19 protein-coding genes are annotated in these 25328 nt (G+C 65.7%); 9 read left to right on the top strand and 10 right to left on the bottom strand.

Annotated features, from left to right (window positions below; genetic code table 11):
• Positions 1–32: 32 nt before the first annotated feature.
• From AC1VVM_RS12570 to ggt, 3 genes are all read right to left on the bottom strand, one after another.
• Entirely contained in the window at positions 33–2444 is a 2412-nt protein-coding gene (locus tag AC1VVM_RS12570) for a TonB-dependent receptor (RefSeq protein WP_482905100.1), read from the bottom strand.
• A gap of 158 nt (positions 2445–2602) precedes the next feature.
• Positions 2603–4384 carry a tetratricopeptide repeat-containing sulfotransferase family protein gene (locus AC1VVM_RS12565; RefSeq protein WP_482904189.1) on the bottom strand — a complete coding sequence of 594 codons (1782 nt, stop codon included), beginning with the start codon at positions 4382–4384 and terminating at the stop codon, positions 2603–2605.
• Between the two features lie 62 nt (positions 4385–4446).
• Positions 4447–6198, bottom strand: a complete 1752-nt coding sequence (ggt, locus tag AC1VVM_RS12560) for a gamma-glutamyltransferase (protein ID WP_482904188.1) — start codon at positions 6196–6198, stop codon at positions 4447–4449.
• A 326-nt stretch (positions 6199–6524) separates the two neighbouring features.
• On the opposite strand from ggt, the gene AC1VVM_RS12555 reads away from it, so the two are divergent.
• Genes AC1VVM_RS12555 through AC1VVM_RS12535 form a run of 5 tightly spaced genes read left to right on the top strand, consistent with a single transcriptional unit; the run spans position 6525 to position 11626 of the window.
• Positions 6525–6905, top strand: coding sequence for a MarR family winged helix-turn-helix transcriptional regulator (locus AC1VVM_RS12555; RefSeq protein ID WP_482904187.1), 381 nt, complete (start codon positions 6525–6527; stop codon positions 6903–6905).
• Entirely contained in the window at positions 6902–8974 is a 2073-nt protein-coding gene (locus AC1VVM_RS12550; RefSeq protein ID WP_482904186.1) for an FUSC family protein, read from the top strand. Before AC1VVM_RS12555 ends, AC1VVM_RS12550 begins: the two co-directional genes overlap by 4 nt.
• On the top strand, positions 8971–9186 hold the full coding sequence (locus AC1VVM_RS12545) for a DUF1656 domain-containing protein (protein ID WP_132385438.1): 216 nt from the start codon (positions 8971–8973) through the stop codon (positions 9184–9186). The genes AC1VVM_RS12550 and AC1VVM_RS12545 overlap by 4 nt, the downstream gene beginning before the upstream one ends.
• Complete coding sequence (locus AC1VVM_RS12540; protein WP_482955116.1) at positions 9183–10187, top strand: efflux RND transporter periplasmic adaptor subunit; 1005 nt, start codon at positions 9183–9185, stop codon at positions 10185–10187. The genes AC1VVM_RS12545 and AC1VVM_RS12540 overlap by 4 nt, the downstream gene beginning before the upstream one ends.
• A gap of 17 nt (positions 10188–10204) precedes the next feature.
• Positions 10205–11626: an efflux transporter outer membrane subunit gene (locus AC1VVM_RS12535; protein WP_482956349.1), complete on the top strand. Its 1422-nt coding sequence runs from the start codon at positions 10205–10207 to the stop codon at positions 11624–11626.
• A 51-nt stretch (positions 11627–11677) separates the two neighbouring features.
• Here AC1VVM_RS12535 and AC1VVM_RS12530 read toward each other — a convergent pair whose 3' ends face one another.
• From AC1VVM_RS12530 to AC1VVM_RS12510, 5 genes are all read right to left on the bottom strand, one after another.
• Entirely contained in the window at positions 11678–12829 is a 1152-nt protein-coding gene (locus tag AC1VVM_RS12530) for a glycosyltransferase (protein WP_482955115.1), read from the bottom strand.
• 27 nt (positions 12830–12856) lie between these two features.
• Positions 12857–13360, bottom strand: coding sequence for a DUF2141 domain-containing protein (locus tag AC1VVM_RS12525; protein WP_482904183.1), 504 nt, complete (start codon positions 13358–13360; stop codon positions 12857–12859).
• Positions 13357–14301, bottom strand: coding sequence for a hypothetical protein (locus AC1VVM_RS12520; protein ID WP_482904182.1), 945 nt, complete (start codon positions 14299–14301; stop codon positions 13357–13359). Before AC1VVM_RS12520 ends, AC1VVM_RS12525 begins: the two co-directional genes overlap by 4 nt.
• Positions 14302–14329: 28 nt before the next feature.
• Complete coding sequence (locus AC1VVM_RS12515; protein ID WP_482904181.1) at positions 14330–15520, bottom strand: glycosyltransferase; 1191 nt, start codon at positions 15518–15520, stop codon at positions 14330–14332.
• A gap of 207 nt (positions 15521–15727) precedes the next feature.
• Positions 15728–16516 (bottom strand): DUF2334 domain-containing protein, encoded by a 789-nt coding sequence (locus AC1VVM_RS12510; protein WP_482955114.1) that lies wholly within the window; start codon positions 16514–16516, stop codon positions 15728–15730.
• Positions 16517–16763: 247 nt separating this feature from the next.
• On the opposite strand from AC1VVM_RS12510, the gene AC1VVM_RS12505 reads away from it, so the two are divergent.
• Positions 16764–18590 (top strand): DEAD/DEAH box helicase, encoded by a 1827-nt coding sequence (locus AC1VVM_RS12505; RefSeq protein ID WP_482904179.1) that lies wholly within the window; start codon positions 16764–16766, stop codon positions 18588–18590.
• Between the two features lie 280 nt (positions 18591–18870).
• Here AC1VVM_RS12505 and AC1VVM_RS12500 read toward each other — a convergent pair whose 3' ends face one another.
• Both AC1VVM_RS12500 and AC1VVM_RS12495 read right to left on the bottom strand, forming a co-directional pair.
• Positions 18871–19329, bottom strand: coding sequence for a GreA/GreB family elongation factor (locus AC1VVM_RS12500; protein ID WP_482904178.1), 459 nt, complete (start codon positions 19327–19329; stop codon positions 18871–18873).
• A complete protein-coding gene (locus AC1VVM_RS12495) occupies positions 19326–21203 on the bottom strand; it encodes an ABC-F family ATP-binding cassette domain-containing protein (RefSeq protein ID WP_482904177.1) in 1878 nt (625 codons plus the stop codon). Before AC1VVM_RS12495 ends, AC1VVM_RS12500 begins: the two co-directional genes overlap by 4 nt.
• Before the next feature lie 149 nt (positions 21204–21352).
• On the opposite strand from AC1VVM_RS12495, the gene AC1VVM_RS12490 reads away from it, so the two are divergent.
• From AC1VVM_RS12490 to AC1VVM_RS12480, 3 genes are read left to right on the top strand one after another with little or no spacing between them, the layout of a single operon-like run.
• Positions 21353–22369, top strand: coding sequence for an HlyD family secretion protein (locus AC1VVM_RS12490; protein ID WP_482904176.1), 1017 nt, complete (start codon positions 21353–21355; stop codon positions 22367–22369).
• Entirely contained in the window at positions 22366–24174 is a 1809-nt protein-coding gene (locus AC1VVM_RS12485; RefSeq protein ID WP_482904175.1) for an ATP-binding cassette domain-containing protein, read from the top strand. Before AC1VVM_RS12490 ends, AC1VVM_RS12485 begins: the two co-directional genes overlap by 4 nt.
• Positions 24171–25325: an ABC transporter permease gene (locus AC1VVM_RS12480; RefSeq protein ID WP_482904174.1), complete on the top strand. Its 1155-nt coding sequence runs from the start codon at positions 24171–24173 to the stop codon at positions 25323–25325. The genes AC1VVM_RS12485 and AC1VVM_RS12480 overlap by 4 nt, the downstream gene beginning before the upstream one ends.
• Positions 25326–25328 lie beyond the last annotated feature (3 nt).

The following is a 25328-nucleotide window of genomic DNA, read 5'->3' as shown; positions in this document are numbered from 1 at the left end:
TTGGCTTTTCTTCCGTCACCTGCACGAGGGGATCAGAAATCTGCGCCGAATTTGATACCGATCACGCGCGGCCTGATGACATAATCGTAAAACACGCCGCCGGTGCCGGACACTCCATCCGGATCGCCGCACGTCGTCTCCAGGCACTGGACGCCGGTATTGACCACGCCGTTGCTGTTGAACAGATTGGTGGCGTAGAGTTCCACCCGGTAGCCGTCGCGGGCCACGCCCAGGCTGACGTCGGCAGTGGTATAGGCGCCGAGTTCGCCCTTGATCTGGTTCTCCAGCGTGCGCAGGTCGCTGCGGCGCTTGCCGATGTAGCTTGCAGCCGCCTGAATGTGGGCGTTCCAGTCACCGATCGGGAATTCGTAGCGGGCGACAGCATTGCCCTTGAACTTGGCGGTGATCGGCAAATGCGTGCCCTTGGGGGCGAGCAGGGCGTTCTCGGCCCCGTCGGAGCCGGGCAGCGTGCAGTCGAACGCACTGTTGGCGATCAGGCAGAAGTCCTTGCGGATGGTCGCATCGTTGTAAGTGCCGGACAGGTCGAACGAGAAGCCGTTCTTGTTGTAACCCAGATCGAACTCGATGCCGCGGATCCGGGCGACGCCGGCGTTGCGGATCTCGGTCAGGCCATTGGCGCCCAGGAACGATAGCTGGATGTCGTTCCAGTCCTGCTGGTAAACTGCGCCATTGAAACGGACCGGGCCCCACATGGTCTTCCAGCCGAGTTCGTAGTTGTCCAGCCGGTCAGGCTTGTAGGGCGGCAGCGTGCCGCGCCGATTGATGCCGCCCGGGCGGAACCCGCGCGACCAGGTGGCGTAGACGAGCGCATCGGGCGTGATCTTGTACGTGAGGTTCGCCTTGTAGATCGCGTCCGTCTTGGCAGTCGACTTGTCGAGGTTGGTGCAGGGCGAACCGGCGACCACGGCGTCCGCGAAGCAGGAGGCAACGCCCGTGCTGCTCGAAAAGCCGGCGCTGTAGCCATAAAAACCGACAAGCGAGTTGTTGTAATGATAGAGGCGGACACCGCCGGTGGCGCTCAGCTTGTCGGTGATGTCGTACGTCAGTTCGCCGAATGCGGCATAGTCACGGTCCACGCGTTTCTGCTGCGTCAGCCAGATGTCGCTTTGGGTGCCCGGAACCTTGAGATCGTCCGCCAGACCGTCGATGATGTAATTCTGCACGATGTGGTGCGACTGGCGTTGGTAAAACAGCCCGCCGATGAAGCGCAGCGGATTGCTCTGCGGCGAACTTATGCGCACTTCGCCGAATTGCCGGTGATAGGTGTCCTGGCCCTTGATGTACTGGTTCGGGCTGATGAGGTTACCGGCATTGTCCGTGAGATAGGCGCCCGATCCGAAGAGCGCGTCGTAGAAATAGGCGTAGTCGGAATAGTCGGACTGGGTCCAGTCCTTGCGGTTGAGGATGCCGCCAGTAGCGGTGAGATCCCAGTTGCCGATCTTGCCCTCGATAGTGAGGGCGGCCTGGATCCACTCGTCCTTGCTCTTCTCCGGGTTGTACTGGACGGTCTGGAGCTTGCCGGTGACCGCGCTGGAGCGTTCCTGCGCGAAGCTGCCGTTGGTTTTCTGGACCTGTCCCATGATCGTGGGCTTCAGCGTCCAGTTGCCGTCGAGATCGATGCCGAGGGCAAGACGGCCGCCATATGTATCGACGTCGTTGTAATTGTCCTCGACGAGGTTGGCGTTGTCCTGCGTGATGCCCGAGACCGGGAATGTGCGGGTACCGTGTATGTTGTCGATATAGCCGCCGTCATGGCGATACCAGCCGACGAGACGGGCGGCGACCGAATCCGAGATCTTGTAGTTGAGGAAGCCTTGCAGCACGCCGCCCATGCTGCCGTGCGAAACGGTGTTCACTTCGCCGTCGACCGCGCCGTAAGTGCTGGTGGTATCCGGCGCGTTGGTCACGATCTTGATGGTGCCCGCCATCGAACTGGCACCGTAGAGCGTGCCCTGCGGACCGGCCAGAGCCTCTACCCGGGCAATGTCGTAGGCATGGATGTCGAGAGCACCCTGGATCGTGGTGATCGGCATTTCGTCAAGGTAAGTGCCGACCGTCGGCAGCGGGCCGGAGTGGTTGGCGTTCTCGCCAGAGGCCACGCCGCGGAAGTAGACCTGGCTGAAACCCGGCTGGAGGGTCTGGATGGTCACCGAAGGCAGGAACTTGACGACATCCTGTAGCTCCTTGACCTGAAGGTCCTTGAGCTTTTCGGATCCGAGCGCCGTGATGGCGATCGGCACGTCCTGAAGATTTTCGACCCGCTTTTGCGCGGTCACATAGATGACGCCGCTTTCCGGAGCGCCGACGGGCTTGGTATCTATCTTGCTGGCGGGAGTAGTCTGCGTTTCGGGAGGTTGCGATTGCTGCGCTTGCGCTGGTTGCGCTGCAACAATTGCGGTGGAACAGAGCAGGACGGCAACCATGCCGTGGCGAAACGAAACACTCGATGCGACCACCCGAAGACCCCCATTATTATCTGGATCTTCAAGCCGCCATAGTTCCGCGATCTTGGCAATAGGCCTTTCGGATGACAATCATGTTGCACTGCACCTATTGCATTTGTGCAACATGAACAAAGCGTTCAGGAAAGCGCGTAAGTATCCGGCAAATCGCCTAATGCTGCGCGAAGGGGGGCCAGCCATTCCGCGTAAGCCCGCCATTGCCCCACGCCGTCGCGGTTGATCGGACGCCGCACTTGCTCGCTCGACGCAGTGCGTACCGCGCGGGTGTTGGTGTGGAACTCAAGGCAGGCCTGTTCGAACGGCAGGCCAAGGTGATCGAGCAGGGCACGCACTTCGGTTTCGGGATCGTCGAGCAGGCGCTCGTGAATGACCCGGTGGACGCGGCCGGGCATGACAGTATCGTAGTGCCGCATGGCGCGCACGTAGTCGGCATAATACCGCCCCATGTGCGCAAGGTCGTAAGAGAAGGCCTGCCCTTTGGCATAGTGCTGACGGAAGTTGGACACGCAGCAATCGAGCGGATCGCGCCGCGCGTCGATGATCTTCGCATTGGGTAAGGTCAGCGCGATAAAGCCGAGATAGGCCCAGTTATTGGGCAGCTTGTCGATATAGCAGGGCTTGTCCGTCTTGCGCTGAATGCGCGTGCGATCAAGGAATTCCGCGCCGAGTTCGGCCAGCCGCTCCGGCGCCATCGCGGCGAGCGCGGCCGGCCAGTCGCGCGGCTTGCCGCCGGTGGCCTGCGCCTCGCGCATGGCCAGCGCAGGAATGTCGGGCAGTTCCATCGTCCCCTCGACTTGCGAGTGGCTGGCGAGGATCTGTTCGATCAGCGTCGATCCCGCGCGCGGCATGCCGAGGATGAAGATCGGATCCGCCGAAAGTTCGCCCTTATCGGCATGGGCTGCGACGAGGGCGGGGGTGAAGGTTTTGACCACCGCGTCCACCTGTTCGGTCACGGCGTCAGGGTCATGCTGCAGGTCGATGCTGCGCAGCGCATTGGCCTTGGCATAGTGCGCGAAGGCCGTTTCGGTCTCCCCGCGCTCCTCGCAGGCCTTGCCCAGCGCGAAGTGAAGGTGGAGTTCATCCTCTCGCGAAAGTGCGCCGCCGGTTGCAAGCGCGGTTTCCATCGCGGCAAGATCGCCGTCGTCGAAGCGCACGGTCTTGAGATTGGCAAGGCTCCACCACGCCTCGCCCATCGTGGCTTCGAGCACGATGCAACGGCGATAGGCGGTGACGGCCTCGCCCTGTTCGCCCAGCGTCTTGAGGATGTGGCCATAGCTCATCCAGAGCTTGGCGTGATCGGAGAAGCTTTCGAGCAGCTCACGGTAGATCCGGCGCGACTCCTCGTATTCGCCGATCCGGCCGAGCGCTGCGGCACGCAAGTTGAGATCGCCCGCATTGGCGGCGTTGTCGGCGAGTACGGTATCGAGCTGCGCGACCGCATCGGCAAAGCGGTTCTGCTTGTAGAGTACGATTGCCAGATTGGCGCGCGCCGCCGCAAAGCCGGGTGCGAGGTCAAGGGCGCGGTACAGCAATGTCTCGGCGTCGCGATAACGGCCGATGCGCCCGGCGAGTTCGGCCATCATGCGGATCGCGGCCACGTCGCGCGGCTGGGCTGACAGGCGCTGGCGCAAACCCGCCTCGGCGGCGGGCAGGTCGTTCGCGAGGAGGGCATGGGCGATGGCGATCAGTTCCGGATCGCGCACCGAGGCGCGGATCGCCGCATTCTCGGCCAGTTCTGCCTCGCCGTCGCGGCCAAGCTTGCGCAGCGCCTGACCGAGCAGCCGCAGCGCGCGCGGATCCTCACCCTGTCGTGCCAGTGCTTCGCGCAGCAAAGGCACGGCGCGAGCAGGATCGGTGACGGCAAGCTGGCCGAGCGGGATGGCGGATGCGGTCTGATTCATTGCGGGCGACTATGCGTGGCCAGACGCCGCCGCTCAAGCCACCCGCATCAGAAGCCCCTTTATCAAAAGCCTCGCGCCACGCCTTCACGCCGAGGATCGGCACCGCCGACAAACCCCTTCGGCGTCACGATCACGGCTTGCAGGCCGGATTCCTCGCCCCGGCTGGTCGACAGCGGCATGCCGCGCGCGGCAAGGGCGGCCATGATCGGATCGGGGAACACGTCGGCGCTGTAAGTGTCGCCCTTCGCCACGAGATTGGGCAGCGAGACCGCGTCCTGCGGGCTCATGTGCCAATCGAGCAGGGCAACCAGCACTTTCAGGTTATAGGCCTGGATCGCAGAGCCGCCGGGCGAGCCTGCGGCCGCCACGAACTTGCCTTGCGGCGTCAGCACGATTGCCGGGCCCATGCTGGAACGCGGGCGCTTGCCGGGCGCGGGGGCATTGGCAGCCGGGGCGCCGTCATCGTCGGTGGGCGAGAACGAGAAGTCGGTCAGCTGGTTGTTAAGGAAGAAGCCGTCGACCATCCGGCCCGAACCGAAGATGCTTTCGACCGTGGTCGTCATCGAGACGACGTTGCCTTGCGTATCGACGATCACGAAGTGGCTGGTGCCGCCCGGCTCGGCCGTGGCGTCGGCTCCGTTGACAGGGGCGCCTTCCGGCATGCCGAAGGTGATCGGGCCGGCCTTTTCGCCAATCAGCGCGGCGCGGGATTTGAGGTAGTCCGGCGCGAGCAGGCCGGAGATCGGCACTTTCACGAAAGCCGGGTCGCCAACGTAACGGTCGCGGTCGGCATAGGCGAGGCGGCTGGCCTGCGCGAACTGGAACCAGGCTTTCTCGTCGGTGGCGGAGCGCTTGTCGATATCGGTATGAGCCAGCACGCCGAGCGCGATTTGCAGGCCCGGGCCGCCGGAAGGCGCCTGCGGCGTGCAGACCACATAAGTGCGGTAGGGAGTGCAGAGCGCCGGGCCCGAATGCGGGCGATAGGCGGCAAGGTCGGCCAGCGTCATCGTGCTGGGGCGCGAGCCTTCATGAAGGCGGGCAACAATGTCCTGCGCGATCGGGCCGGTGAGCAGGCCCGAGGCACCGAACCGGGCGATCCGCTCCAGCGACTTTGCATAGTCCGGATTGCGCAGGCGGTCTCCGGCGACATAGCGCGTGCCGTCGGCCTTGGTGAAGTACCGCACCGCATCGGGCGCGGAGGCCTGCGGCGCCTTCGAGGCGATCATCCCGGCCAGGCGCGGGCTGACGATGAAGCCATCCTCTGCCAGCGTGTGCGCTTTGTCGAAGAGGCCGGCCCATTCGAGCTTGCCGTGATCGCGGTGGGCCATGTCCAGCATGGCGATGGCACCCGGCACGCCCGTCGAAATGCCGCCAAGTACCGCATCGAAGAAGGGCAGGCGCTTGCCGCTATCATCGACGAAGAGGTGGTTGTTCGCCCCCATCGGCGCCATCTCGCGCCCGTCATAGGCCGTGACCTGCTTCGTCTTCGCGTCATAGAAGATCATGAAGCCGCCGCCACCGAGGCCCGAGCTTTGCGGCTCGACCAGCCCCAGCACCGCCTGGATCGCCACCGCGGCGTCCACCGCCGAGCCGCCCTTGCGCAGAACCTCGACCCCGGCCTCGACCGCGAGCGGGTTCGCAGCGGCGACCATGGCATGGCGCGTTGTGGCGGATTGTTGCGGGCGCGCAGCCTTCGCAACGGCAACATCGACGGGCGCCTCGGCCCATGCCTGAGCTTCCGGAACCAGCGGAGCGGTGAGGGCGAGTGCCAGTGCAAGGGCAGTGATTCGGCGGAAAGGCGAGGGATGACGCAAGCGCGATCTCCGGCAAGGAGGGATTGAGAGCGACCGATTTTCCCGAGGCTTAACGAGCCTTCCGGCTTCGCACCAGCCCTCCTGCGCGCAGATATTCTGCAAGGCGGCCGGTTCGGGCGCCCATGGTCCGAACGATCCTTCGCATTTGCAGCGTGGGTGGTGAGGGGGACAGTTGCCTATTCGCTTGCATTACTTGCAATAATATCTCCCTTGGAGTGACTTGCTGCCATTAGTTAGCGTGCTAAGGACCGCGCATGCAGGAACGACGGTTGCGTGAGCGGGCCCTTGCCACAAGGCTGGGCCCGATCTCGCGCTCATGGCTACAATTGGCGGACGATGCGCTGTCCTCGCTCGGGATATCCAATTCCTCGGGCTGGGCGCTGGTGCATCTGCTGCGTCTTGGAGAAACTGTGCGGCAGGGGGAACTGGCGCGTGTCGTCGGCGTGACCGAGCCGTCGCTGGTGCGCACCTTGAATATGCTCGAAGGCGCAGGCTTGATCGAGCGCATTGCCGACGAGAGCGACCGCCGCGCCAAACACCTTGCGCTGACGCCCGAAGGCGCCGCGCTGGCAGAAAGAATCGATACGCGACTCAATGCATTGCGCGCGGGTCTGCTCGATGGCATTTCTGATGAAGACCTTGAAACCACGGTGGCGGTTCTTGACCGGATCGCTGTTCGCGTGGCCGAGAGCAGCGGCAAGCCATGACCACGCGCTTTGGACTCGATACAGCGCTGTTTTCGGTAAAGGCGTACGCCGCCGCGATTCTGGCCGTCTATATCGCGCTCTCAATCGGGCTCGACCGTCCTTACTGGGCATTCCTCACCTCTTACATCGTCGCGCAGCCGCTGGCGGGCGCGGTCGTGTCCAAGGCGGTGTTCCGCGTGATGGGTACATTCGTGGGCGCGGCCGTGGCTGTCATCATGGTGCCGCCGCTGGTCCACGCGCCGGAACTGCTCACGCTGGCTATCGGGAGCTGGCTGGCAATTTGCGTCTTCATCTCGCTGCTGGATCGCACGCCGCGCGCCTATGCTTCGGTTCTGGCGGGCTACACGGCCGTGCTGATCGTGTTGCCCAGCGTCGATACGCCGCAACTGATCTTCACCACTGCGGCCCTGCGCGTGCAGGAGATCACCATCGGCATCCTGTGTGGCAGCTTCGTCCACGCGCTGGTGCTGCCGCAGTCGGTCTCGGCCTTCCTGCTTCACCGCGTTTCGACGATCCTGGCCGATGCCGAGCGGTGGTCGGGCGATTCGCTGCAGATCGAGGTTGATCCTTCGGTCGACAGGGAGCGCCGCCGACTGGCGCTCGACGTGACCGAACTGCATCAGCTCTCGATCCACCTTCCTTATGAGAGCACCCGGATCGCGCCTCGCATCCGCACGGTCCGCGCCTTGCAGGACCAGCTCTCGCTGATCATGCCGCTGGGTGCGGCGGTTGCCGACCGTATCGCCCAGCTTCATGAATCCGGAGGCGGCCCCGCCGAAGTGGCCACCCTGCTGGCTGATACGCGCGACTGGTTTTCCCGGCTCGATTCCATGGATATCGCGCGCAGGAGCGAAGAGGCTGAGGCCTTGCGTACGCGCTGCGCAGCGCTGGAGCCGCAAGTCGGCGAAGGGGCGTCCTGGCACGACCTGATCCTGCTCAGCCTGCTGTCCCGCCTGGCGACCCTGATCGGCGCTCACCGCGATTGCCGCGACCTTGCCGAGCAGTTGGCATCGCCCACCACTCGCCCGGTCAGCGGGCGCACGGCAGCATTGCTCGAAGGGCGGCGCGGGCGTGAGCTTCACCTCGATTTCGGCGGCGCCGTTCGAGGCGCGCTCAGTGCCTTCATCACTATCGTGGTGGGCTGCGTGATGTGGATCTACAGCGGCTGGCACGACGGCGGCACCGCGATCATGCTGGCCGGCGTCTTTACCGCGCTGTTTGCCTCCGCGCCCGATCCACTGGCACCGCTGCGCTCGTTCTTCGTGGGCACTTTCATCGCCACGCTGCTCGGCATGCTCTACGGTTTCGTGATTTTGCCCCGGCTCGATGGCTACCTGGAATTCGCCGCCGCCATGGCGCCGATGCTGCTGATACTGGGCATGCTCATGCAATCGCCGCGCTTCGGCGGTATCGCGGTGCCGCTGCTGCTCGGGCTCGGTACTCCGGTGCTGGTGGCGGATCGCTACGTTGGCGGCTTTGCCGGCTACATGAACGGCTCGCTCGCCCAGCTTACCGGCATTCTCTACGCCATCGTCATGATCCGGCTGCTCAGTTCGACAGGGGCAGAGGGCGCCATCCGGCGTACGCTGCGGGCAGGCTGGATGGACATTGCCGAACGCTCCAACCTCATAGCCCCGCCCGACGTGCGCGCCTGGATCAACCGTATGCTCGATCGAATTGCCCAACTTGCCCCGCGCCTTGCCATGGCCGGTCGCTCGCCCGGAAAGCCGCTCTACGATGCCTTGCGCGATCTGCGCACCGGCATCGCCATCGGCGAGCTGCGCGAACTGCGCCTTGGCATGTCGCCCGAACGCAGTGCCCCGCTCACCGCCGTGCTGCGGCGCGTCGGCGAATATTACCGCAGCCTCGTGCCCGATCGCCCGGCACCGGCCGATCCAGAACTGCTCCAGGACATCGACCTCGCGCTGGACGCGGTACTGCGGGACAAGGACCGCGATGTCAGCCGCGCCGGTGCGCTGGGGCTGGTAAGCCTGCGCCGCAACATCTTCCCCGATGCCGCGCCCATCGCCGCTTCCACGATGACCCCCGCTTCGCAGGTTCCGGCATGAGGGGAGAAGTCTCGTTCGACGGCGTGTTCGTGCCGACGCTGCTGGTGCTGGCAGTGATCGCCTCGATCATCACGCTGATGCTCATGCGCATCGCCAATCTCGTGGGTTTCTACCGCCTGTTCGCTTATCGTGCGGCGGTTGACCTGTGCCTCTACATCTTCGTGCTCGGGCTTCTGGTCTGGGCCGCTCCGCTGATCGGTTTCCGCCAATGAAGAACCTGTTTGCCCGGATTGCCCCGAGCCTTGCGACCCTCGTGCTTGTCGTTATCGCCGCGCTGGTGGCGATCTGGCTCTGGAATCATTACGAAAACAGCCCTTGGACCCGCGACGGCCGCGTTCGTGCGGACGTGGTGCGGGTCACGCCCGACATCGGCGGTCTCGTCACCTCGGTGGAGGTGCGCGACAATCAGGAGGTGAGGGCGGGGGACCTGCTCTTCGTGATCGACCGGCCGCGCTATTCGCTGGCAGTGCAGGCGGCGCAGGCTGCGGTGCAGAGCGCGCAGGCGAAGCTCGGCCAGGCGCAGCGCGAGGCTGCGCGCGACCTTGCGCTGGGCGATCTGGTCGCGACCGAAAGCCATGAACAGAACGTCGCCGCCGTTGCCACCGCGCGCGCCGCGCTCGACCAGTCGCTGAGCGCGCTGGACAAGGCCAAGCTCGATCTTGCCCGCACCAATGTGCGCGCCTCGGTCAACGGCACCGTCACCAACCTTGACCTGCACCCGGGCGACTTCGTCGCGCCCGGCAGTCAGGCGATGGCGCTGATCGACCGCGATTCGATCCGGGTCGAGGGCTATTTCGAGGAAACCAAGCTGCCGCACATCCACGTCGGCGCGCCGGTTACGGTGGTGCTGATGGGCGAGACCCGGCCGGTGAAGGGCGTGGTGGAGAGCATCGCGGCGGGCATTGGCGACACCACCCGCACGGACTCGCACAACCTGCTGCCGAACGTCGATCCCACGTTCACCTGGGTCCGTCTGGCCCAGCGCATCCCGGTCCGCATCCGCCTGACCGAGGTGCCGAGCGGCGTGCGGCTGATCGTCGGCCGGACCGCGACAGTGACGATCGAACAGCACGATCAGGCTCCGGCCAAGGGGCAACCGGCAGGTCAGCGCGCTCCGGCCGCTCCGGCTCAGCCAGCCCCCGCCCAGACCATCGCTGCACAACCCGCACCCGCACAGACTGCTGCGGCCGCGCCGACGGAGCATGCCAAGTGATCCGCTCCGCCTGCCATATGTCCGGTCGTCTTCTCGGCGCCGCTTCGCTGGGGGCGCTGGCGCTGCTCGGCGGCTGCGTGGCCGGGCCCAATTACAAGCCGCCCGAGAACTCGGCCGCCACCGCACCGGGTGCCACCGGTGCTTTCGCATCGGCGCAGGGCTCCTACTTCTCGCAGGATCCGCTGCCCGACCACTGGTGGCGCCTCTATGACGATCCGCGCCTCAACGCGCTGGTCGAGCAGGCGCTGGAAGCCAATACCAACTTGCACGCGGCCGATGCCAACTTGCGCAAGGCCGATGCCGTGGTGCGCGAGTATGTCGGCGAGAAGGGCCTCGAAACGACAGTCCAGGCCAATGTCGCTCTCGAACGCGACTATACGCTGACCTCGGTGGGCACCAACATGCCCGGCGTGGTGACTTACGATCTCGGCCTGGCGCTGAGCTATCCGCTCGATCTCAACGGCAAGCTGAAGCGCGCCATCGAAAGCAGCCTTGCCGACCGCGAGGCCGTGGAGGCGGCGCGGGACGCGGTGCGCATCAGCGTCGCCGCCGCGACCACCAAGGCCTATGCCGACGTCTGCGCCGCGAACTATCAGGAAGCGACCGTCCGCAAGGTGATCGAGCTGCAACAGCAGACGCTCGATGCCACCACCCGGCTCAAGCGCGGTGGCCGCGGCACGGCGTTCGACACCAGCCGCTCGCGGACTGCGGTCGAGACCAGCAAGTCGACCCTTCCGGGCTATGCGGCCAAGCGCAAGGCGGCGCTCTATCTGCTGGCGACGCTGCTTGGAAGGCCACCGGCGGAATATCCGGCCGATGTCGAAAGCTGTTCGGCGCTGCCCACCTTGCGCAGGCCGATGCCGGTGGGTGACGGCGCGGCGATGATCCGCCGTCGTCCCGACATCCGGCAGGCGGAGCGCACCATCGCGGGCGATACCGCGCGCATCGGCGTCGTCACGGCCGATCTCTATCCCACCGTCAGCATCGGCGGCGGGATCATCAACGACGGCAAGCTCGAAAACATCGGCAAGACGCACAGCTTCGGCTTCAGCTTCGGGCCGATGCTGAACTGGAGCTTCCCGAACCGGCCACTGGTCAAGGCGCGGATCGATCAGGCGAATGCGCAAGTCGACGTCGATCTGGCGAAATTCGACGGCACCGTGCTCGATGCCCTGCGCGGTACGGAAACGGCGCTGGAGACCTATGCGCGCGATACCGACCGGGCCGCCGCCCTCGGCAGTGCGGCCAGAAGCGCCGGCGTATCGCAGGCGCAGGCGGCCAAGCTGTTCCGTTTCGGCCGCAGCGACATTCTTTCGCTGCTGACGGCGCAGGGCAATCTGGCGACCACCGAAGTCAGCCACGCAGCCGCCGAAGCGGCGCTGGTGGACGATCAGATCTCGGTATTCATCGCTCTTGGCGGAGGCTGGGAGCAGGACTGACGTACAGGCGCTCCGGGAAGGTCGTCCCGGGACGCATGCACTGCCGCCGCATCAGGCCGCGCGCCGGCGCTTGACGAGACTGCTTTCGTAAGCGGCGAACAAGTCGTTGAAATGCTCGTCCATGGTCCGCGCGGTTGCCGCCGGACGCGGACGATCACGCACGACGGCGCGGATCGCTTCGGCGGCGGCGTGGACATCGGCGGCGGCATAAGTCCGCCCGGCGCCATCGCGCGCGTGATCGGCGGCGCCGCCCGCATCGGGGACCACCACCGGGACGCCGCTCGCCCGCGCTTCGGCCGCGGTCATGCAGAACGTTTCCGCCTCGCAGCCGTGGACCAGCGCATCGGCGCTGGCCATGATCCGTGCGAAAGCCAGCCGGTCTCGCTCCGGCGCGAACAGGCGCACGTGCGGGTTTCCGGCGATATGGCGCAGGATCGTGCGATGCTCACGCCCTTCGCCCAGCATGACCAGGCCGATCGGGGTCTCCTGACTGGCCATGCTGACGGCATCGATCACCATGGGCCAGCGCTTTTCGGGTGCAAGGCGGCCCACCGCCAGCAGCAGGGCGGCGCTTTCCGGCAGATCGCAGTCCGCCAGCAGGCGCGCGTGCAAGGCGGGATCGCGCAGGGCGGGCGAGAAGCATTCTGCCTCCACGCCCATCGGGATCGTCATCGTGTGCTGCACGCCCCCTTCGTCGAGACGACGGGACAAGTCGCTGTTGGCGCAGACGACATAATCATAGCGGCGTGAGTGCCGCCGCAGGTGCTCCCAGAATACCGAGAACTGCCGGTCGATGGTCTGGCGGGAAAACACGTCGCCCAGCCAGCGATAGGCATAGGCCGAAAGCGGATCGGCATGCATGACCAGACTGCGCGGCGTGGCCGAGGGCCAATCGGCGACGAGCGAGGCGCTGCGCCATGGCGAAGTGGCTTCCACGAAATCGGGCTCCAGCGCGTCGAGCGCGGCGTGCAGACGCCCCGCCTCGTTGAAATACCAGTATTTGCGGTCGAGGGGAAAGCGCGGGCTTTTGAGCGTGACGATGCGGGCGGCGGGCCCGCGCTCGATCACCGCGTCCTCGTCACCGGGGGCGAGGATGACGATCTCGTGCCCCAGCGTGGGGCCGATGCGCAGCTTCTGCTCGACATAAGTCCGCACGCCGCCGCCCTGCGGCGAGTAGAAAGCGCAGACGTCAACGATTCTCATGTTGTTATCCTTGCGACCGGTACTGGCTTAGTTGAGTGGGGCGACGCCCAGCCCGTGGCGATAATTGAGCACGATGCGCAGCGAGGTCATGCCGCTGCCGGCAACGGTGCTGACGCTGCGCACGCTCGGCTTGCCCCAGCCGAGCCGGGGGTTCTGGGAAAAGCCGATGCCGTCGACGCGCCAGTTGAACTTGCGGTCGCTATCGCGGTCGTGAAGCAGGGTGACCGCGAATGTGCCTGGCCCGGGCAGACGCACGCAGAGCTTCGGGTTGCCCGTTGCCGGAACCGGAACTTCCACGCGCCGGAAGGTCTTGCCCGCGCTGACCAGCACGTTGTCGTCGGCCAGGAAATCCTTGTCGTTGGCCGGATAGACTTCGAGCTTGAGCTTGCCGACGCGGTCTTTCAGGCCAACCACTTCGACCTCGAAGGCCGGGCCGCGTTCCCCCGCGCGGCACTGGCCTTCGGCCTTGCCGAGGTCGGGGGTGGAAGGGATCAGCGCGGCGGCGAGCGGGAGCAACAGCGAGAGGCTCATACGGCGATCTCCTCGGGAGCGGCGAGGTCACGGATCGCGAGGAGCGCGCCCAGTACGAGGTGCGTCGCCAGGATCAGGCCTGCCATCAGCGTCATCAGCGGGCCGATGTCGCCCTGATTGCCAAGTGCGAGCACGGCGAAACCGGCGAACAGGAGGTCCTTGTTCGGCATCAGCGGCAGGCGCGAGACGAGCAGGCGCAGCGTCGCCAGGAACAGCCACCAGCTCAGCGGCACTTGCGGCAGGACGATGTGCCACATCACCGCATTCGACAGCGTGGTGAAGGCGATGCGCGCGAGGTGGACCTGCGTGATCATCACCAGTTCGGAGCGCGGCAGCGTGAAGACCTTGCGGCGCAGCAGCATCGTCGCGGCCGAGATCACCACCAGCAGCGCCAGCGAATAGACCAGCATCCGCGAATCGAGCCCCAGCCGCGTCATGCCGACGATCGGCAGCATGATCGCCACCAGCAGCATGGTAACGACATTGCCGGTCATCGCCGAGAGGATCGCCACGTCCTTCACCGCGCCGAACGGCGCCGCCGTCAGCGAAACGCGCTTGCGGGCCCAGGTGTAGAAATAGGCCTCGCCCAGATAGCCGAGCAGCAATTCGTTGTAGATCTTCTTGCGCAGCAGCGCGAGGATGCCGCCGGGCGGAATGCCCCAGAGGCGGTTGAAGATCAGCCATTCGCTGGCCGGGGTGACAAGGTAACCGGCGGCGAAGACCAGCCAGAAGCCGATACTCACGGGCATCATCGCCCGCATCCGCGCGATTTCGAGGCCGCCCATTTCATGGATGACGGCGGCGATGACCGCGAGCGACAGTGCGATCGAGAAAAGAGCCTGCTTGCCGCGATTGGAGGTGCGGTCTTGCGGCGTCAGCTGGATTGGCGGGGCCTGGGGGGGCAGCGCTGGTGGTGCCAGTGCGACGAGGGATTCGTTCACGCGATTCTCCGGGGGTGGGCGCGGGGGCTCAGAAGGTGCGCTGCCAGGACGAGGGCGGCAGCCAGGCGCTCTCGTCGAGCATGCGTATGCGGCTGCGCTCGTGCTCGCGGCGCAGGTCGTCCATGAGGCCGATGTAGCGCGCGGCCGCGCCTTCGATCTCGTAGCGGGATGCAATCGTTCGGGACCGGGCGGGATCGCCCGGCAGTTCGCGGATCCGGGCGAGCCCGTCGGCGAACGCCGCCTCGTCGCCAATGGGCACGAGCAGGCCGGTTCGCCCGCTTTCCAGCAGGCAGGCCATCGATACGCAGCAGTCGGTCGAGAGCACCGGCAACCCGCTCGCCAATGCCTCCACGACAACGCCGGGCAGACCTTCGTAATCCGAACTGAGCACGAAGGCATCGGCTTCGGCCAGCAGCGGATCGATACTGGCAAGATGGCCCGGCAGGCGGATCTGCGCGGTGATGCCAAGTTCGCCGGCAAGCCGCTCGATCGCGGCGCGTTCGGGGCCTTCACCGGCGATGGTGAGCGTGTCGCCCGGCCTTGCCGCACGCGCGAAGGCGCGCAGCATCAGCGGGTGGTTCTTCTGCGATACCAGCCGTCCGGCGGTGAGATAGCGCGTGCCCCAGGCCGAGGCCGGCTTTCGCTCGATCTTGCCGAGGTCGCTCAGCCGGCGGCGGGAGAGGATCGGATTGGCGATCGTCGCCACCTGCCGCGGATGCGCCAGCGTGGTCTCGCGGATTTCGCGGGCCATCGGCTCGGACAGCGCGACCAGCCGGTCGATCATCCGTCCCTGCGCGCGCAGCCAGCCGCCATAGCCGCGCCGGAGCAGCGGCGACATATCGGGCCGGTGGAGCGCATTGCTGACCTTGAGCACCATCGGCGGCACCCGTTCGCCCAGCATGACGCGCATAGCCGCGCCGACCACGGCATACGTGTTCCCGGCAAGGAACAGCACGTCCGCGCGATGTTCGAGCAAGTAGCTGTGAAGGCAGTGGATCATCCACGGCGTTTCCCACGCGGCGGTGGGGAAGGGCGCGGGCAGTTTCCAGTAATCCAGTGCCGGCGCCGATGTCAGATGGCTGCTGCCCGAGCGGCCGAGGACAATCGTCACTTGATGTCCCGCACGGTCCCACTGCGTGGCCAGCCCCAGGGCCACACGTTCGACACCGCCCGGATCGAGGCTGTGGATCGGTATCAGGATCCTGAGCTTGTCCTTCATATTTCCCCCGACGTCGCCGGCGGGCTCGATCCGCAGCCGGCGCGTGCAATTTCCTTCGTGGCGACCCTTGCGGAGCGATGCTCCGAGACGGCGTTTGCGGAGAACCTCTCCGAGGTGGCGTTACTGTTCGGGATCCATGTCGGGTTCGTGACGGCGGCGCGGCGGTCATGTTCCGGACGGAAAAGCGTATTCAAAGCGTCACGCCCGCTAGGGGTTGGCCCTTAGTTCGGCGTACCGCGCGGGTCGGTGGGTGACGGCGAAGCGCTTCAGCGTCGCATCGATGCTGTCGAGCAGCGACGTCTTGGTCACGTCGCCCGGATGGACGGCGATCCGCACTGTGCTCAGCACCCCGAGCGCGGCACGCGCCAGGCCTGCGAAGGCGAGCGAGGAGGCCGTGCGCATCGTCGAGCGGCTTGCCCAGGTGATGACCGGGCCCTTGGCCAGAACCGCGTCGGTCGAGGCGTCCCAGACGCGCCAGTGATCTTCACAGAGCGCGAAATCGGCTTTGCGCAGCGCCGTCCTTGCGCCTTCGCCGTAAAGCCATGCCGGGGCGATGAAACCTGCGCTCTCGCGCCCGATCACGTCCTCGACCAATGCCTTGCCTTCCAGCATGCGGGCGAGGGCCGTGGCATCGTCCAGGCCGAGGAATTCGCCTTCACCGGCGGTCATATGCTTCGCCTTGAAGCGCGCGGCGGCGTCGGCGTGTTCGGCCATGTCCTTGTGGAACCAGCCGTGGACGAACATCTCGATCCCGCGATCCGACCATGCCCGCAGCCGCGCCTGAAACGCTCTGTCAGCCTTCAGGGGATGACGGCCCCAGTGATCGGGCACCACCAGCATGGCGAAGTTCGGGCCGCCCAGCCGCCGCTCAAGCAGATCGACCAGTTGCAGCACCGCGAGTTCGCTGCCGGGGCCGACATCGTGGATCGACGCCAGAAGCCGCTTGTTCTGCGGTTTTCGCACGGTTTGAGACAGGCGCTGGGGTGGGGAGGGCATCGTTTTCGTACAGCTCCATGGCTCGCGCCACGCCGACTATGCGTGCCGCGTGACTTTCCCATGACGCCGACGAAGGGGGATTTCCGCAGTCTTGCAGGGATCTCCATCGCCTGAGTGAAATTGGAGCGCGCCAAACCGGGTTTTTTCCGCTATGGCCGCCCAAACACAGACCGATGGGTCGTAAACTCCTCCCCATGTTACCCCCCAAGAGACCGCGCAAGCGGCACAGGACAGATTCGACAAACTCATGACTTTTTCCCAGCTTCCCCAGCCTCTCGCCGACGCGCTTACCGCGCAAGGTTACGAGACCCTGACCCCGGTCCAGGCCGCCGTTGCCGAAGCCGAGGCGCGCGGGCGTGACCTCGTTGTTTCGGCGCAGACCGGCTCGGGCAAGACCGTTGCCTTCGGTATCGCCATGGGCGACGAACTGCTCGCCGACGGCTCGATTCCTTACGCCGAAGCGCCGCTTGCCCTTGCCATCGCACCGACGCGCGAACTGGCGCAGCAGGTCAGCCGCGAGCTTGAATGGCTCTATGGCAAGACCGGCGCGCGCATCGTCACGTGCGTAGGCGGCATGGACCCCGTGCGTGAACGCAAGCAGCTTGAACGCGGCGCGACGATCGTCGTGGGCACGCCCGGCCGCCTTCGCGATCACCTCGAGCGCGGCAAGCTTGACCTCTCGGCGCTGCGAGTCGTTGTGCTCGACGAAGCGGACGAGATGCTCGACATGGGCTTCCGCGAAGACCTTGAGGAAATGCTCGACGCGATGCCGGCAGGCCGCCGCACGCTGCTGTTCTCGGCCACCATGCCGCGCCCGATCGAAGCACTGGCCCGCCGTTATCAGAACGACGCGCTGCGCATCTCGACGATGAGCGAGAACCGTGGCCACGGCGACATTGCCTATCAGGCCGTCACCGTCGCTCCCGCCGATGTCGAGAACGCCGTGGTCAACCTGCTGCGTCTTCATGACGCCGAGACCGCGATCCTGTTCTGCGCCACGCGCGACAATGTGAAGCATCTCCACTCGACGCTGACCGAGCGCGGCTTCTCCGCCGTGGCGCTGTCGGGCGAGCATTCGCAGAACGAGCGTAACAACGCGCTTCAGGCGCTGCGCGACAAGCGCGCCCGCGTCTGCGTCGCCACCGACGTTGCCGCGCGCGGCATCGATCTTCCCTCGCTGACGCTGGTCATCCACGTGGAGATCCCGCGCGATGCCGAAACGCTTCAGCACCGTTCGGGCCGTACTGGCCGTGCGGGCAAGAAGGGCACTGCCGTCATCGTCGTGCCGTTCCCGCGCCGTCGCCGCGTCGAAGGCATGCTGCGCGGCGCGCGCATTGAGGCGGACTGGATCGCGGCGCCGACCCCCGAGGTCATCCGCGCGGCTGACCGTGGCCGCCTGATGGAAAAGCTGCTGGCCCCGGTCGAGGCTGACGAGGAAGATCGCGAGATCGCCCGCGAAATCCTCGACAAGGTTAGCGCCGAGGATCTCGCCGCCGCACTGGTTCGCGCTCACCGCGCCGCCATGCCGCAGCCGGAAGAGCTGATCGGCAGCAGCCCTGAGGCCCGCGAGGCGCGCCAGCGTCCGGGATTCGACGATGTCGTGTGGTTCACCATGGATATCGGCCGTGCCCAGCACGCCGATCCGCGCTGGATACTGCCGCTGCTGTGCCGTCGTGGTCACGTCACCCGCAATGCGGTGGGCCAGATCCGCATCGGCGCCGACCAGACGCACTTCCAGATCCCGCGCGCGCAGGCTGACCAGTTCATCCGCGCCGTGGAGCGCACTGCGCATGACGAGAGCGGCGACGTGGAAAACACCATCCGCATCGAACTCGCGACCGATACGCCGCGCGATGTCGCGCGCGACCGTCGTCGTGACCGTGAAGGCCCGCAGGGCCGTGGACGCAAGCCGCACGGCCGTGAAGAAGGTGGACGTGGCGGCTACGAAGGCCAGCGTTACCAGCCGCGTCCGACCGGCGGTCGTCCGGAACGGAGCGGTGGCGGTGCCACGGGTCCGGGCGGCGGCAAGCCGTTCCACAAGAAGCCGAAGAAGGGTGGCCGTCAGCCTTACTGAGGCTGATGGCATGATGGGGATGCAGGTTCCTGCATCCCGTCTGCCCAAATGGTGATCTGCCGCCGACGTAAAACCGTGCGGCGACCCAAACCCTATCCATGACACAATAAACCCGTCGTCCCCGCGAAGGCGGGGACCCCGCTTTTCTTGCGCCGAGGCAAAAAGATAGCGGGGCCCCCGCCTTCGCGGGGACGACGGGTCTTATTCGGTAGGTTTTGTTTCGGGAAAATATCTCAGGCTTGCTCAGGTCCCGATTGGGGCCAGCATACAGCTAAGCCTCTCAGACAAGCAGTTCGATAACCTCGATCGCCTCGTCCTGCCCATTGAAATCCACGAACTCACCTGCTTCCGCGCCCAGCAGGGCACGGGCGAGCGGTGCGGTGAAGGCAAGGTCGCCCTTGGCCGGATCGGCCTCATCGTGCCCGACAATGCGCACATCGCGCGTCTTGCCATTCAACACAAACCGCACCCGGTGTCCGAACATCACGGTATCGCCCGAAGGCGCGGGCTGGACTTCGGCCGTCGCCAGCCGCTTGCGCCAATATCGCAAATCGCGCTTGGCGGTATTGAGCGCGGTTTCCTCGGTCAGCGTCGGGATCTGCGCCTCCAGCGCGGCGATCCGTGCCTTGACGAGTTCCAGCCCCTCGCTCGTCACAAGGTTGGGGCCGGGCGGGATCGGCACTTCGAACTTGGGTTCGAGATGCTCCTCGTCCCCGTCGCGGCGGAAGGCGACGCTCACGCCGTCTTGCCCATGAGCATGTCCATCGCCTCATTGGCCTCGAACCAGCCCATTTCCGCGACTTCCAGGTCATCGGCGGCCTGCGTGCGGCGCTTGCCGAGTTCGCCGAAGTTCAGTTTGGCAAGATCGCCCTTGGCGGCAGCCGGATCGGCCAGCGCGGCGTCGAGCGCGTCGAGCTGCTGCTGGATGCGCTTCATGCGCGTCTCGGCCTCGGTGACTTTCTTGCGCAGGGCCTTCAGTTCCTCGCGGGCGATGGCGCCGGACTTGCGCGCGGGCTTGCCGTCGCCCTGATCGGCAGCCGACTTGGGCTGGTTCCGGCCGAGCACGAAATCGATGTAGTCCTCGATCGAACCGTCGTAGTTCGTCGCCGTGCCCTGATCGACCAGCACGAGCCGGTCGGCGGCCAGTTCGACCATGTGACGGTCGTGGCTGACCAGGATCACCGCGCCTTCGAAGGCATTGAGTGCCTGCACCAGCGCTTCGCGCGCATCGACGTCGAGGTGGTTGGTCGGTTCGTCGAGGATCAGCATGTGCGGCGCATCGCGCGTCACCAGGGCCAGCGCCAGACGGGCGCGCTCGCCGCCCGAGAGCGTGCCGATGCTCGCCGTCGCGCGGTCTCCCGAGAAACCGAAGCGGCCAAGCTGACCGCGCACCGCCACCGGGGCCTTGCCGACCATGGCGCGGGTCATCAGTTCGAGCGGGGTCGAATCGGTTGGCAGTTCCTCGACCTGATACTGCGTGAAGTAGCCGACGCGGATCTTGGGCGAGAAAGTGAGCGAGCCTTCCATCGGCTGAAGCTGGCGGGCCAGCAGGCGCGCCAGCGTGGTCTTGCCGTTGCCGTTGCGGCCGAGCAGGGCGATGCGATCCTCGGGATCGATACGGAGATTGAGGCGGCGCAGGATCGGCTTGTCTGCCTCGTAGCCCACCGAAGCAAGGTCGAGCGTGACGAGCGGTGGGCGCAGTTCGTCGGGGCTGGGGAAGTCGAAGCTGAGCGAGGGATCGTCGATCATCGCCGCGATCGGCTGCATCTTGGCCAGCATCTTGGCGCGCGACTGGGCCTGCTTGGCGGTGGAGGCGCGAGCCGAATTGCGCGCGACATAGTCGGCCAGCTTCTTGCGTTGCGCATCCTGATTGGCGCGCGCGGCGGCTGCCTGCGCGGCGCGTTCGGCGCGGATGCGCTCGAAGCTGTCATAGGTGCCCGGATAAAGCGTCAGCTTGCCGTGTTGCAGGTGCAGGATGTGATCGACCACGTTGTTGAGCAGATCGCGCTCGTGGCTGATGACGATCAGCGTCTTGGGATAGGACTGGAGGAAATTCTCCAGCCACAGCGTCGCTTCAAGGTCGAGGTGGTTCGACGGTTCGTCGAGCAGCAGCACGTCGGGCTGCGAGAACAGCAGGCCTGCCAGCGCCACGCGCATTTTCCAGCCGCCCGAAAAACTGTCGAGCGGGCGGCCCTGCATCTCCTCGTCGAAGCCGAGGCCGACAAGGATGCGGGCGGCGCGTGCCGGGGCGGTGTAGGCGTCGATGGCGATGAGGCGATCGTGGATGTCACCAAGGCGATGGGGCTCGGTGCAGGTTTCCGATTCCTCGAGCAGGGTGGTGCGCTCGACATCGGCGTCAAGGACGGCTTCAAAGGCCGTTCGGGTACCGCTAGGTGCTTCCTGGGCGATATAGCCGAGCCGCGCGCGGCGGGGCATGTCGATCGAGCCGCCGTCGGGTTCCAGTTCGCCGATGATCGCCTTGACCAGCGTGGACTTGCCCGCGCCGTTGCGGCCGATCAGGCCGACTTTGCCGCCATTGGGAATGGTGGCGGCGGCCTGGTCGAGGATGGTGCGCCCGCCAAGGCGAACGGAGATGTCACGGATCGTCAGCATGGAAGGCCGCCTAGAGGCTTTCGCGCGCCGTGGAAACACCCCCTGCGGAACATTCCTGCGCGGCCGAGGTTTGCTTCGCTGCGATGCAGTGTATGTATGTGCATGGTATTGCCCAAGTATCGCCAGCGATTCACCCCGGGGGGCCGTTGATGAAGAAGAGCGTGATCGCCGCGATTGCCGTTGTGCTGGTGCTGGCGGCAGGTCTCGTCTGGTGGATTGCGCGGGGGCACCATGCTTCCGATGAGATCGTGCTCCACGGCAATGTCGATATCCGGCAGGTTTCGCTGGCTTTCGATGGTTCGGGGCGGGTTACCCAGATGGCTGTCGAGGAAGGTGACGCGGTTCGCGCCGCGCAGGTTCTGGCGCGGCTCGATACGGTGACGCTGGGCCTTCAGGCACGCAATGCCGATGCGCAGGCCGCCGCAATGCGCGAAAATCTGCGCAAGTTGCAGAACGGCACCCGCCCGGAGGACCTTGCGCAGGCTCGCGCGCGGGTGGCCTCCGCCCAGGCTAGTGCAGCCCGCGCGGCGGACGATTACAAGCGGGCGCAATCGGTCTCTGCCAATACGGCGGGACGCGGGGTAAGCGGGCAGGAACTCGATCAGGCCCGCAGCGCTTCGCAGATGGCCAATGCCCAGCTCAAGGAAGCCAGTGAAGCGCTGAATCTGGCGGTTCGCGGCCCCCGCGCAGAGGATATCGCTGCCGCCGAAGCACAAGTGAAAAGCGCCGAGGCCCAACTCGCGCTGTTCCACCACCAGATCGATCAGGGCGAGTTGAAGTCACCGGCGGACGCCGTCGTCCGCTCGCGCCTGCTTGAAGTGGGCGACATGGCCACTCCGCAAAAACCAGTATTCGAACTTGCGCTCACCAGTCCCAAGTGGATCCGCGTCTATGTAGAGGAAGCGGATCTGGGGCGGGTCCGCATCGGCCAGCAGGCGCGCGTGGCCAGTGACAGTTTTCCGGACCAATCGGTCGCCGGCACCGTGGGGTTCATTTCTTCCGTCGCCGAATTCACGCCCAAGTCGGTGGAGACCGAATCGCTGCGGACGGCGCTTGTCTACGAAGTTCGCGTGCGGGTCGACGACAAGGAGGGCCGTCTCAGGCTCGGTCAGCCAGTGACGGTGCGGATCGATCCCGGAAACACAAAGGCGGGGCGCGCCCCGTGAGCACCGCCACCGCGCCATTGGACGCGGTCGGCGATCTGACCGTCGCCTGCGAAGGCCTGCGCAAGGTCTTCAACGGGCCGGACGGCAAGCCTTTCGATGCGGTGCATGATCTCTCGTTTTCGCTGCGTGCGGGCACGATTTCCGCGCTCGTCGGACCGGACGGCGCCGGCAAGACCACGCTCATGCGGATGCTTACCGGGCTGCTGAAGGCGGACGGCGGCACGCTGAAAGTGCTCGGCATCGATGTCGCGGCTCATCCGCAGGCAGTGCAGGACCGGATCAGCTACATGCCGCAGCGTTTCGGGCTCTACGAGGATCTCAGCGTGCAGGAGAACCTCGATCTCTACGCGGATCTCCATGGCGTTCCGCAAGACGTGCGGGCCGAGCGCTTCAAGCGCATGCTCGAGATGACCGACATGGCGCGCTTCACGGGGCGGGCGGCGGGCAATCTCTCGGGCGGGATGAAGCAGAAGCTGGGGCTTGCCTGCACGCTGGTGCGCGTGCCCGATCTGCTGCTGCTCGATGAGCCGAGCGTCGGCGTCGATCCGCTTTCGCGGCGAGACCTTTGGGAAATCATCGAGCAACTCATCGAATCCGACGGTCTCAGTGTTCTGGTCAGCACGGCCTATATGGACGAGGCCGAACGCTGCGACGAAGTTCTGGTCATGGATCATGGCCGTCTGCTCGCACAGGACACGCCGGCCGAAATCACGGCCAGAGCGCGTGGCCTCACCTATCTCGCCTCGCCGGCGCCCGGCACGCCCGCACGCGACTTGCAGGCGCGGCTGATCGACGCCCCGGAGCGGGTGATCGATGCAGTGCCTCGCGGTGGGGCGGTTCGGTTCATCCGCCAGCCCGACACGCCGGTCGAAAGACTGGACGATCTGTTGCAGGGGCGGCCCGTCGAGGAACGCGGCGAGGAACTGGAAGACGCCTTCATGCTCCTGTTGCGCCAGCATAACGCGGGCGGAAAGCCGGACGCCACGCACGAGGCGGCATCGCAGGATGCCCTTGTCTCTCCCGCTCCTCCCGATCAGACGGAGGGGGAGAACGTCATTCACGTGCGCGATCTCGTGCGCAAGTTCGGGGATTTCACCGCCGTTGCCAACACGTCCTTCGATGTGCGGCGCGGGGAGATATTCGGACTGCTCGGTCCCAATGGCGCAGGTAAGACGACGACGTTCCGCATGCTCTGCGGCCTGCTTCCGGCAACCAGCGGTACTCTGGAAGTCGCGGGCGTGAACTTGCGCCGAGCGCGGGCCGAAGCGCGGCGGCGGATCGGTTACGTGGCGCAGAAGTTCTCGCTCTATGCCAATATCTCCGTGCGCGAGAACCTGGAGTTCTTCGGCGGTGCGTATGGTCTGCGCGGGCCCGCGCTCAAGCAGCGCGTCCAGACCATCGTCGAGCAATTCGGGCTCGATCCCGCTGCCACGAGCGGTGCCCTCCCGCACGGCTACAGGCAGCGCCTCGCCATGGCGGCAGGGCTGGTGCACGAGCCGGAGATCCTCTTCCTCGACGAGCCGACCAGCGGCATCGATCCGCTCGCCCGCCGGGCTTTCTGGAGGACCATCACTTCGCTTTCCCAGTCCGGGGTGACCATTATCGTCACCACCCACTTCATGGAGGAAGCCGAATACTGCGACCGCATCGCCATTCAGGATGCCGGTCACATGCTGGCGCTGGGGACGCCGCAGGAAGTGCGGGAGCAGGCTGGCGGTGACAGCGTCGACGACATGAATGAGGCTTTCATCGCCATCGTCGAACAAGGCCGCGCGCACGACGCCGAGGAGAAAACGGCGGCATGAACGGCACGGAAAAAGGCACAGGCAACGGCGAAAGCGCGTTCACGACCCGGCTTGTGGCGCTGGTCCGCAAGGAGACGCGGCAGATGTTGCGCGATCGCAGCAACCTCGCGGTGGGCCTCCTGCTTCCCGTCGCGCTGATCCTGCTGTTCGGGTTCGGCCTTTCGTTCGACGTTCGCCATGCCCCGATCGCGCTCATCATGCAGGACCGGTCGGAAGGTGCGCGCGAGATCGTGTCGGGGCTGCGCGGTTCGGCCTATCTCGATCCTGTCGATGTGGAGACGATGGAAGAGGCCAGCAGGATGCTGCGCGATGGCAAAGTTGATGCCATCGTTCAGATTTCAAGCGATTTCGCCCGTCGTCAGGTCAAGGGCGGCGCGCAGATCCAGCTTATCCTGAACGGGGTGGATTCGACCACGGCGCAGACGCTGGAAGCCTATGTGCAGGGCGCCGTGGCGACGGCCATGGCGCGTCAGGCCGACCGCGGCGGCGTGGTTTCGCCGGGCGGTTCGGTCATGCTGATGACGCGGACGTGGTTCAACGAGGAAGGGAACAGTCGCTGGTATCTCGTGCCGGGGCTGGTGGTGCTCATCATGACGCTGGTGGGGGCCTTTCTCAGTTCGCTGCTGATTGCCCGCGAGTGGGAGCGAGGCACGCTGGAATCGCTGTTCGTGACGCCGGTGCAGCCGCTCGAACTCGTGCTCGCCAAGCTGGCGCCCTATATCGTTGTCGGGCTGATCGACCTTGCGATGTGTCTGCTGGCGGCGGTGTTCCTGTTCGGCGTGCCGATCCGGGGATCACTGTTGGCGATCGTTGTCGTCTCAATCCTCTATCTGCTGGTCTCGCTGCTGGTCGGCCTGCTGATATCCGGGGTGACGCGCAACCAGTTCGCGGCAAGCCAGGTGGCGCTGCTGATCAGCTTCATGCCCGCGCTCATGCTGTCGGGCTTCATCTTCGATTTGCGCAATATTCCCATCGCCGTACGCATCGTCGCCGAGTTCCTGCCGGCTACGCATTTCATGGGTGTTATCAAGACGCTGTTCCTTGCCGGGACCGACTGGGGAATGGTGGCGAGCAACAGTGCGATCCTGATCGGCTACATCCTCGTCTTCACCTTCCTGACCCGCCGCACCTTGCGCAAGCGACTGGACTGATCC

The sequence above is a fragment of the Novosphingobium sp. BL-S-33 genome (assembly GCF_056857025.1).
This window is presented reverse-complemented; position numbering and strand designations above follow the sequence as displayed.

What these genes read in the sequence shown, in the direction of transcription:
- AC1VVM_RS12570 (WP_482905100.1), bottom strand. Translation starts at nt 2,444, where the DNA reads ATGGTTGCCGTCCTGCTCTGTTCCACCGCAATTGTTGCAGCGCAACCA.
- AC1VVM_RS12565 (WP_482904189.1), bottom strand. Translation starts at nt 4,384, where the DNA reads ATGAATCAGACCGCATCCGCCATCCCGCTCGGCCAGCTTGCCGTCACC.
- AC1VVM_RS12550 (WP_482904186.1), top strand. Translation starts at nt 6,902, where the DNA reads ATGACCACGCGCTTTGGACTCGATACAGCGCTGTTTTCGGTAAAGGCG.
- AC1VVM_RS12545 (WP_132385438.1), top strand. Translation starts at nt 8,971, where the DNA reads ATGAGGGGAGAAGTCTCGTTCGACGGCGTGTTCGTGCCGACGCTGCTG.
- AC1VVM_RS12540 (WP_482955116.1), top strand. Translation starts at nt 9,183, where the DNA reads ATGAAGAACCTGTTTGCCCGGATTGCCCCGAGCCTTGCGACCCTCGTG.
- AC1VVM_RS12535 (WP_482956349.1), top strand. Translation starts at nt 10,205, where the DNA reads ATGTCCGGTCGTCTTCTCGGCGCCGCTTCGCTGGGGGCGCTGGCGCTG.
- AC1VVM_RS12530 (WP_482955115.1), bottom strand. Translation starts at nt 12,829, where the DNA reads ATGAGAATCGTTGACGTCTGCGCTTTCTACTCGCCGCAGGGCGGCGGC.
- AC1VVM_RS12525 (WP_482904183.1), bottom strand. Translation starts at nt 13,360, where the DNA reads ATGAGCCTCTCGCTGTTGCTCCCGCTCGCCGCCGCGCTGATCCCTTCC.
- AC1VVM_RS12515 (WP_482904181.1), bottom strand. Translation starts at nt 15,520, where the DNA reads ATGAAGGACAAGCTCAGGATCCTGATACCGATCCACAGCCTCGATCCG.
- AC1VVM_RS12510 (WP_482955114.1), bottom strand. Translation starts at nt 16,516, where the DNA reads ATGCCCTCCCCACCCCAGCGCCTGTCTCAAACCGTGCGAAAACCGCAG.
- AC1VVM_RS12505 (WP_482904179.1), top strand. Translation starts at nt 16,764, where the DNA reads ATGACTTTTTCCCAGCTTCCCCAGCCTCTCGCCGACGCGCTTACCGCG.
- AC1VVM_RS12495 (WP_482904177.1), bottom strand. Translation starts at nt 21,203, where the DNA reads ATGCTGACGATCCGTGACATCTCCGTTCGCCTTGGCGGGCGCACCATC.
- AC1VVM_RS12490 (WP_482904176.1), top strand. Translation starts at nt 21,353, where the DNA reads ATGAAGAAGAGCGTGATCGCCGCGATTGCCGTTGTGCTGGTGCTGGCG.
- AC1VVM_RS12480 (WP_482904174.1), top strand. Translation starts at nt 24,171, where the DNA reads ATGAACGGCACGGAAAAAGGCACAGGCAACGGCGAAAGCGCGTTCACG.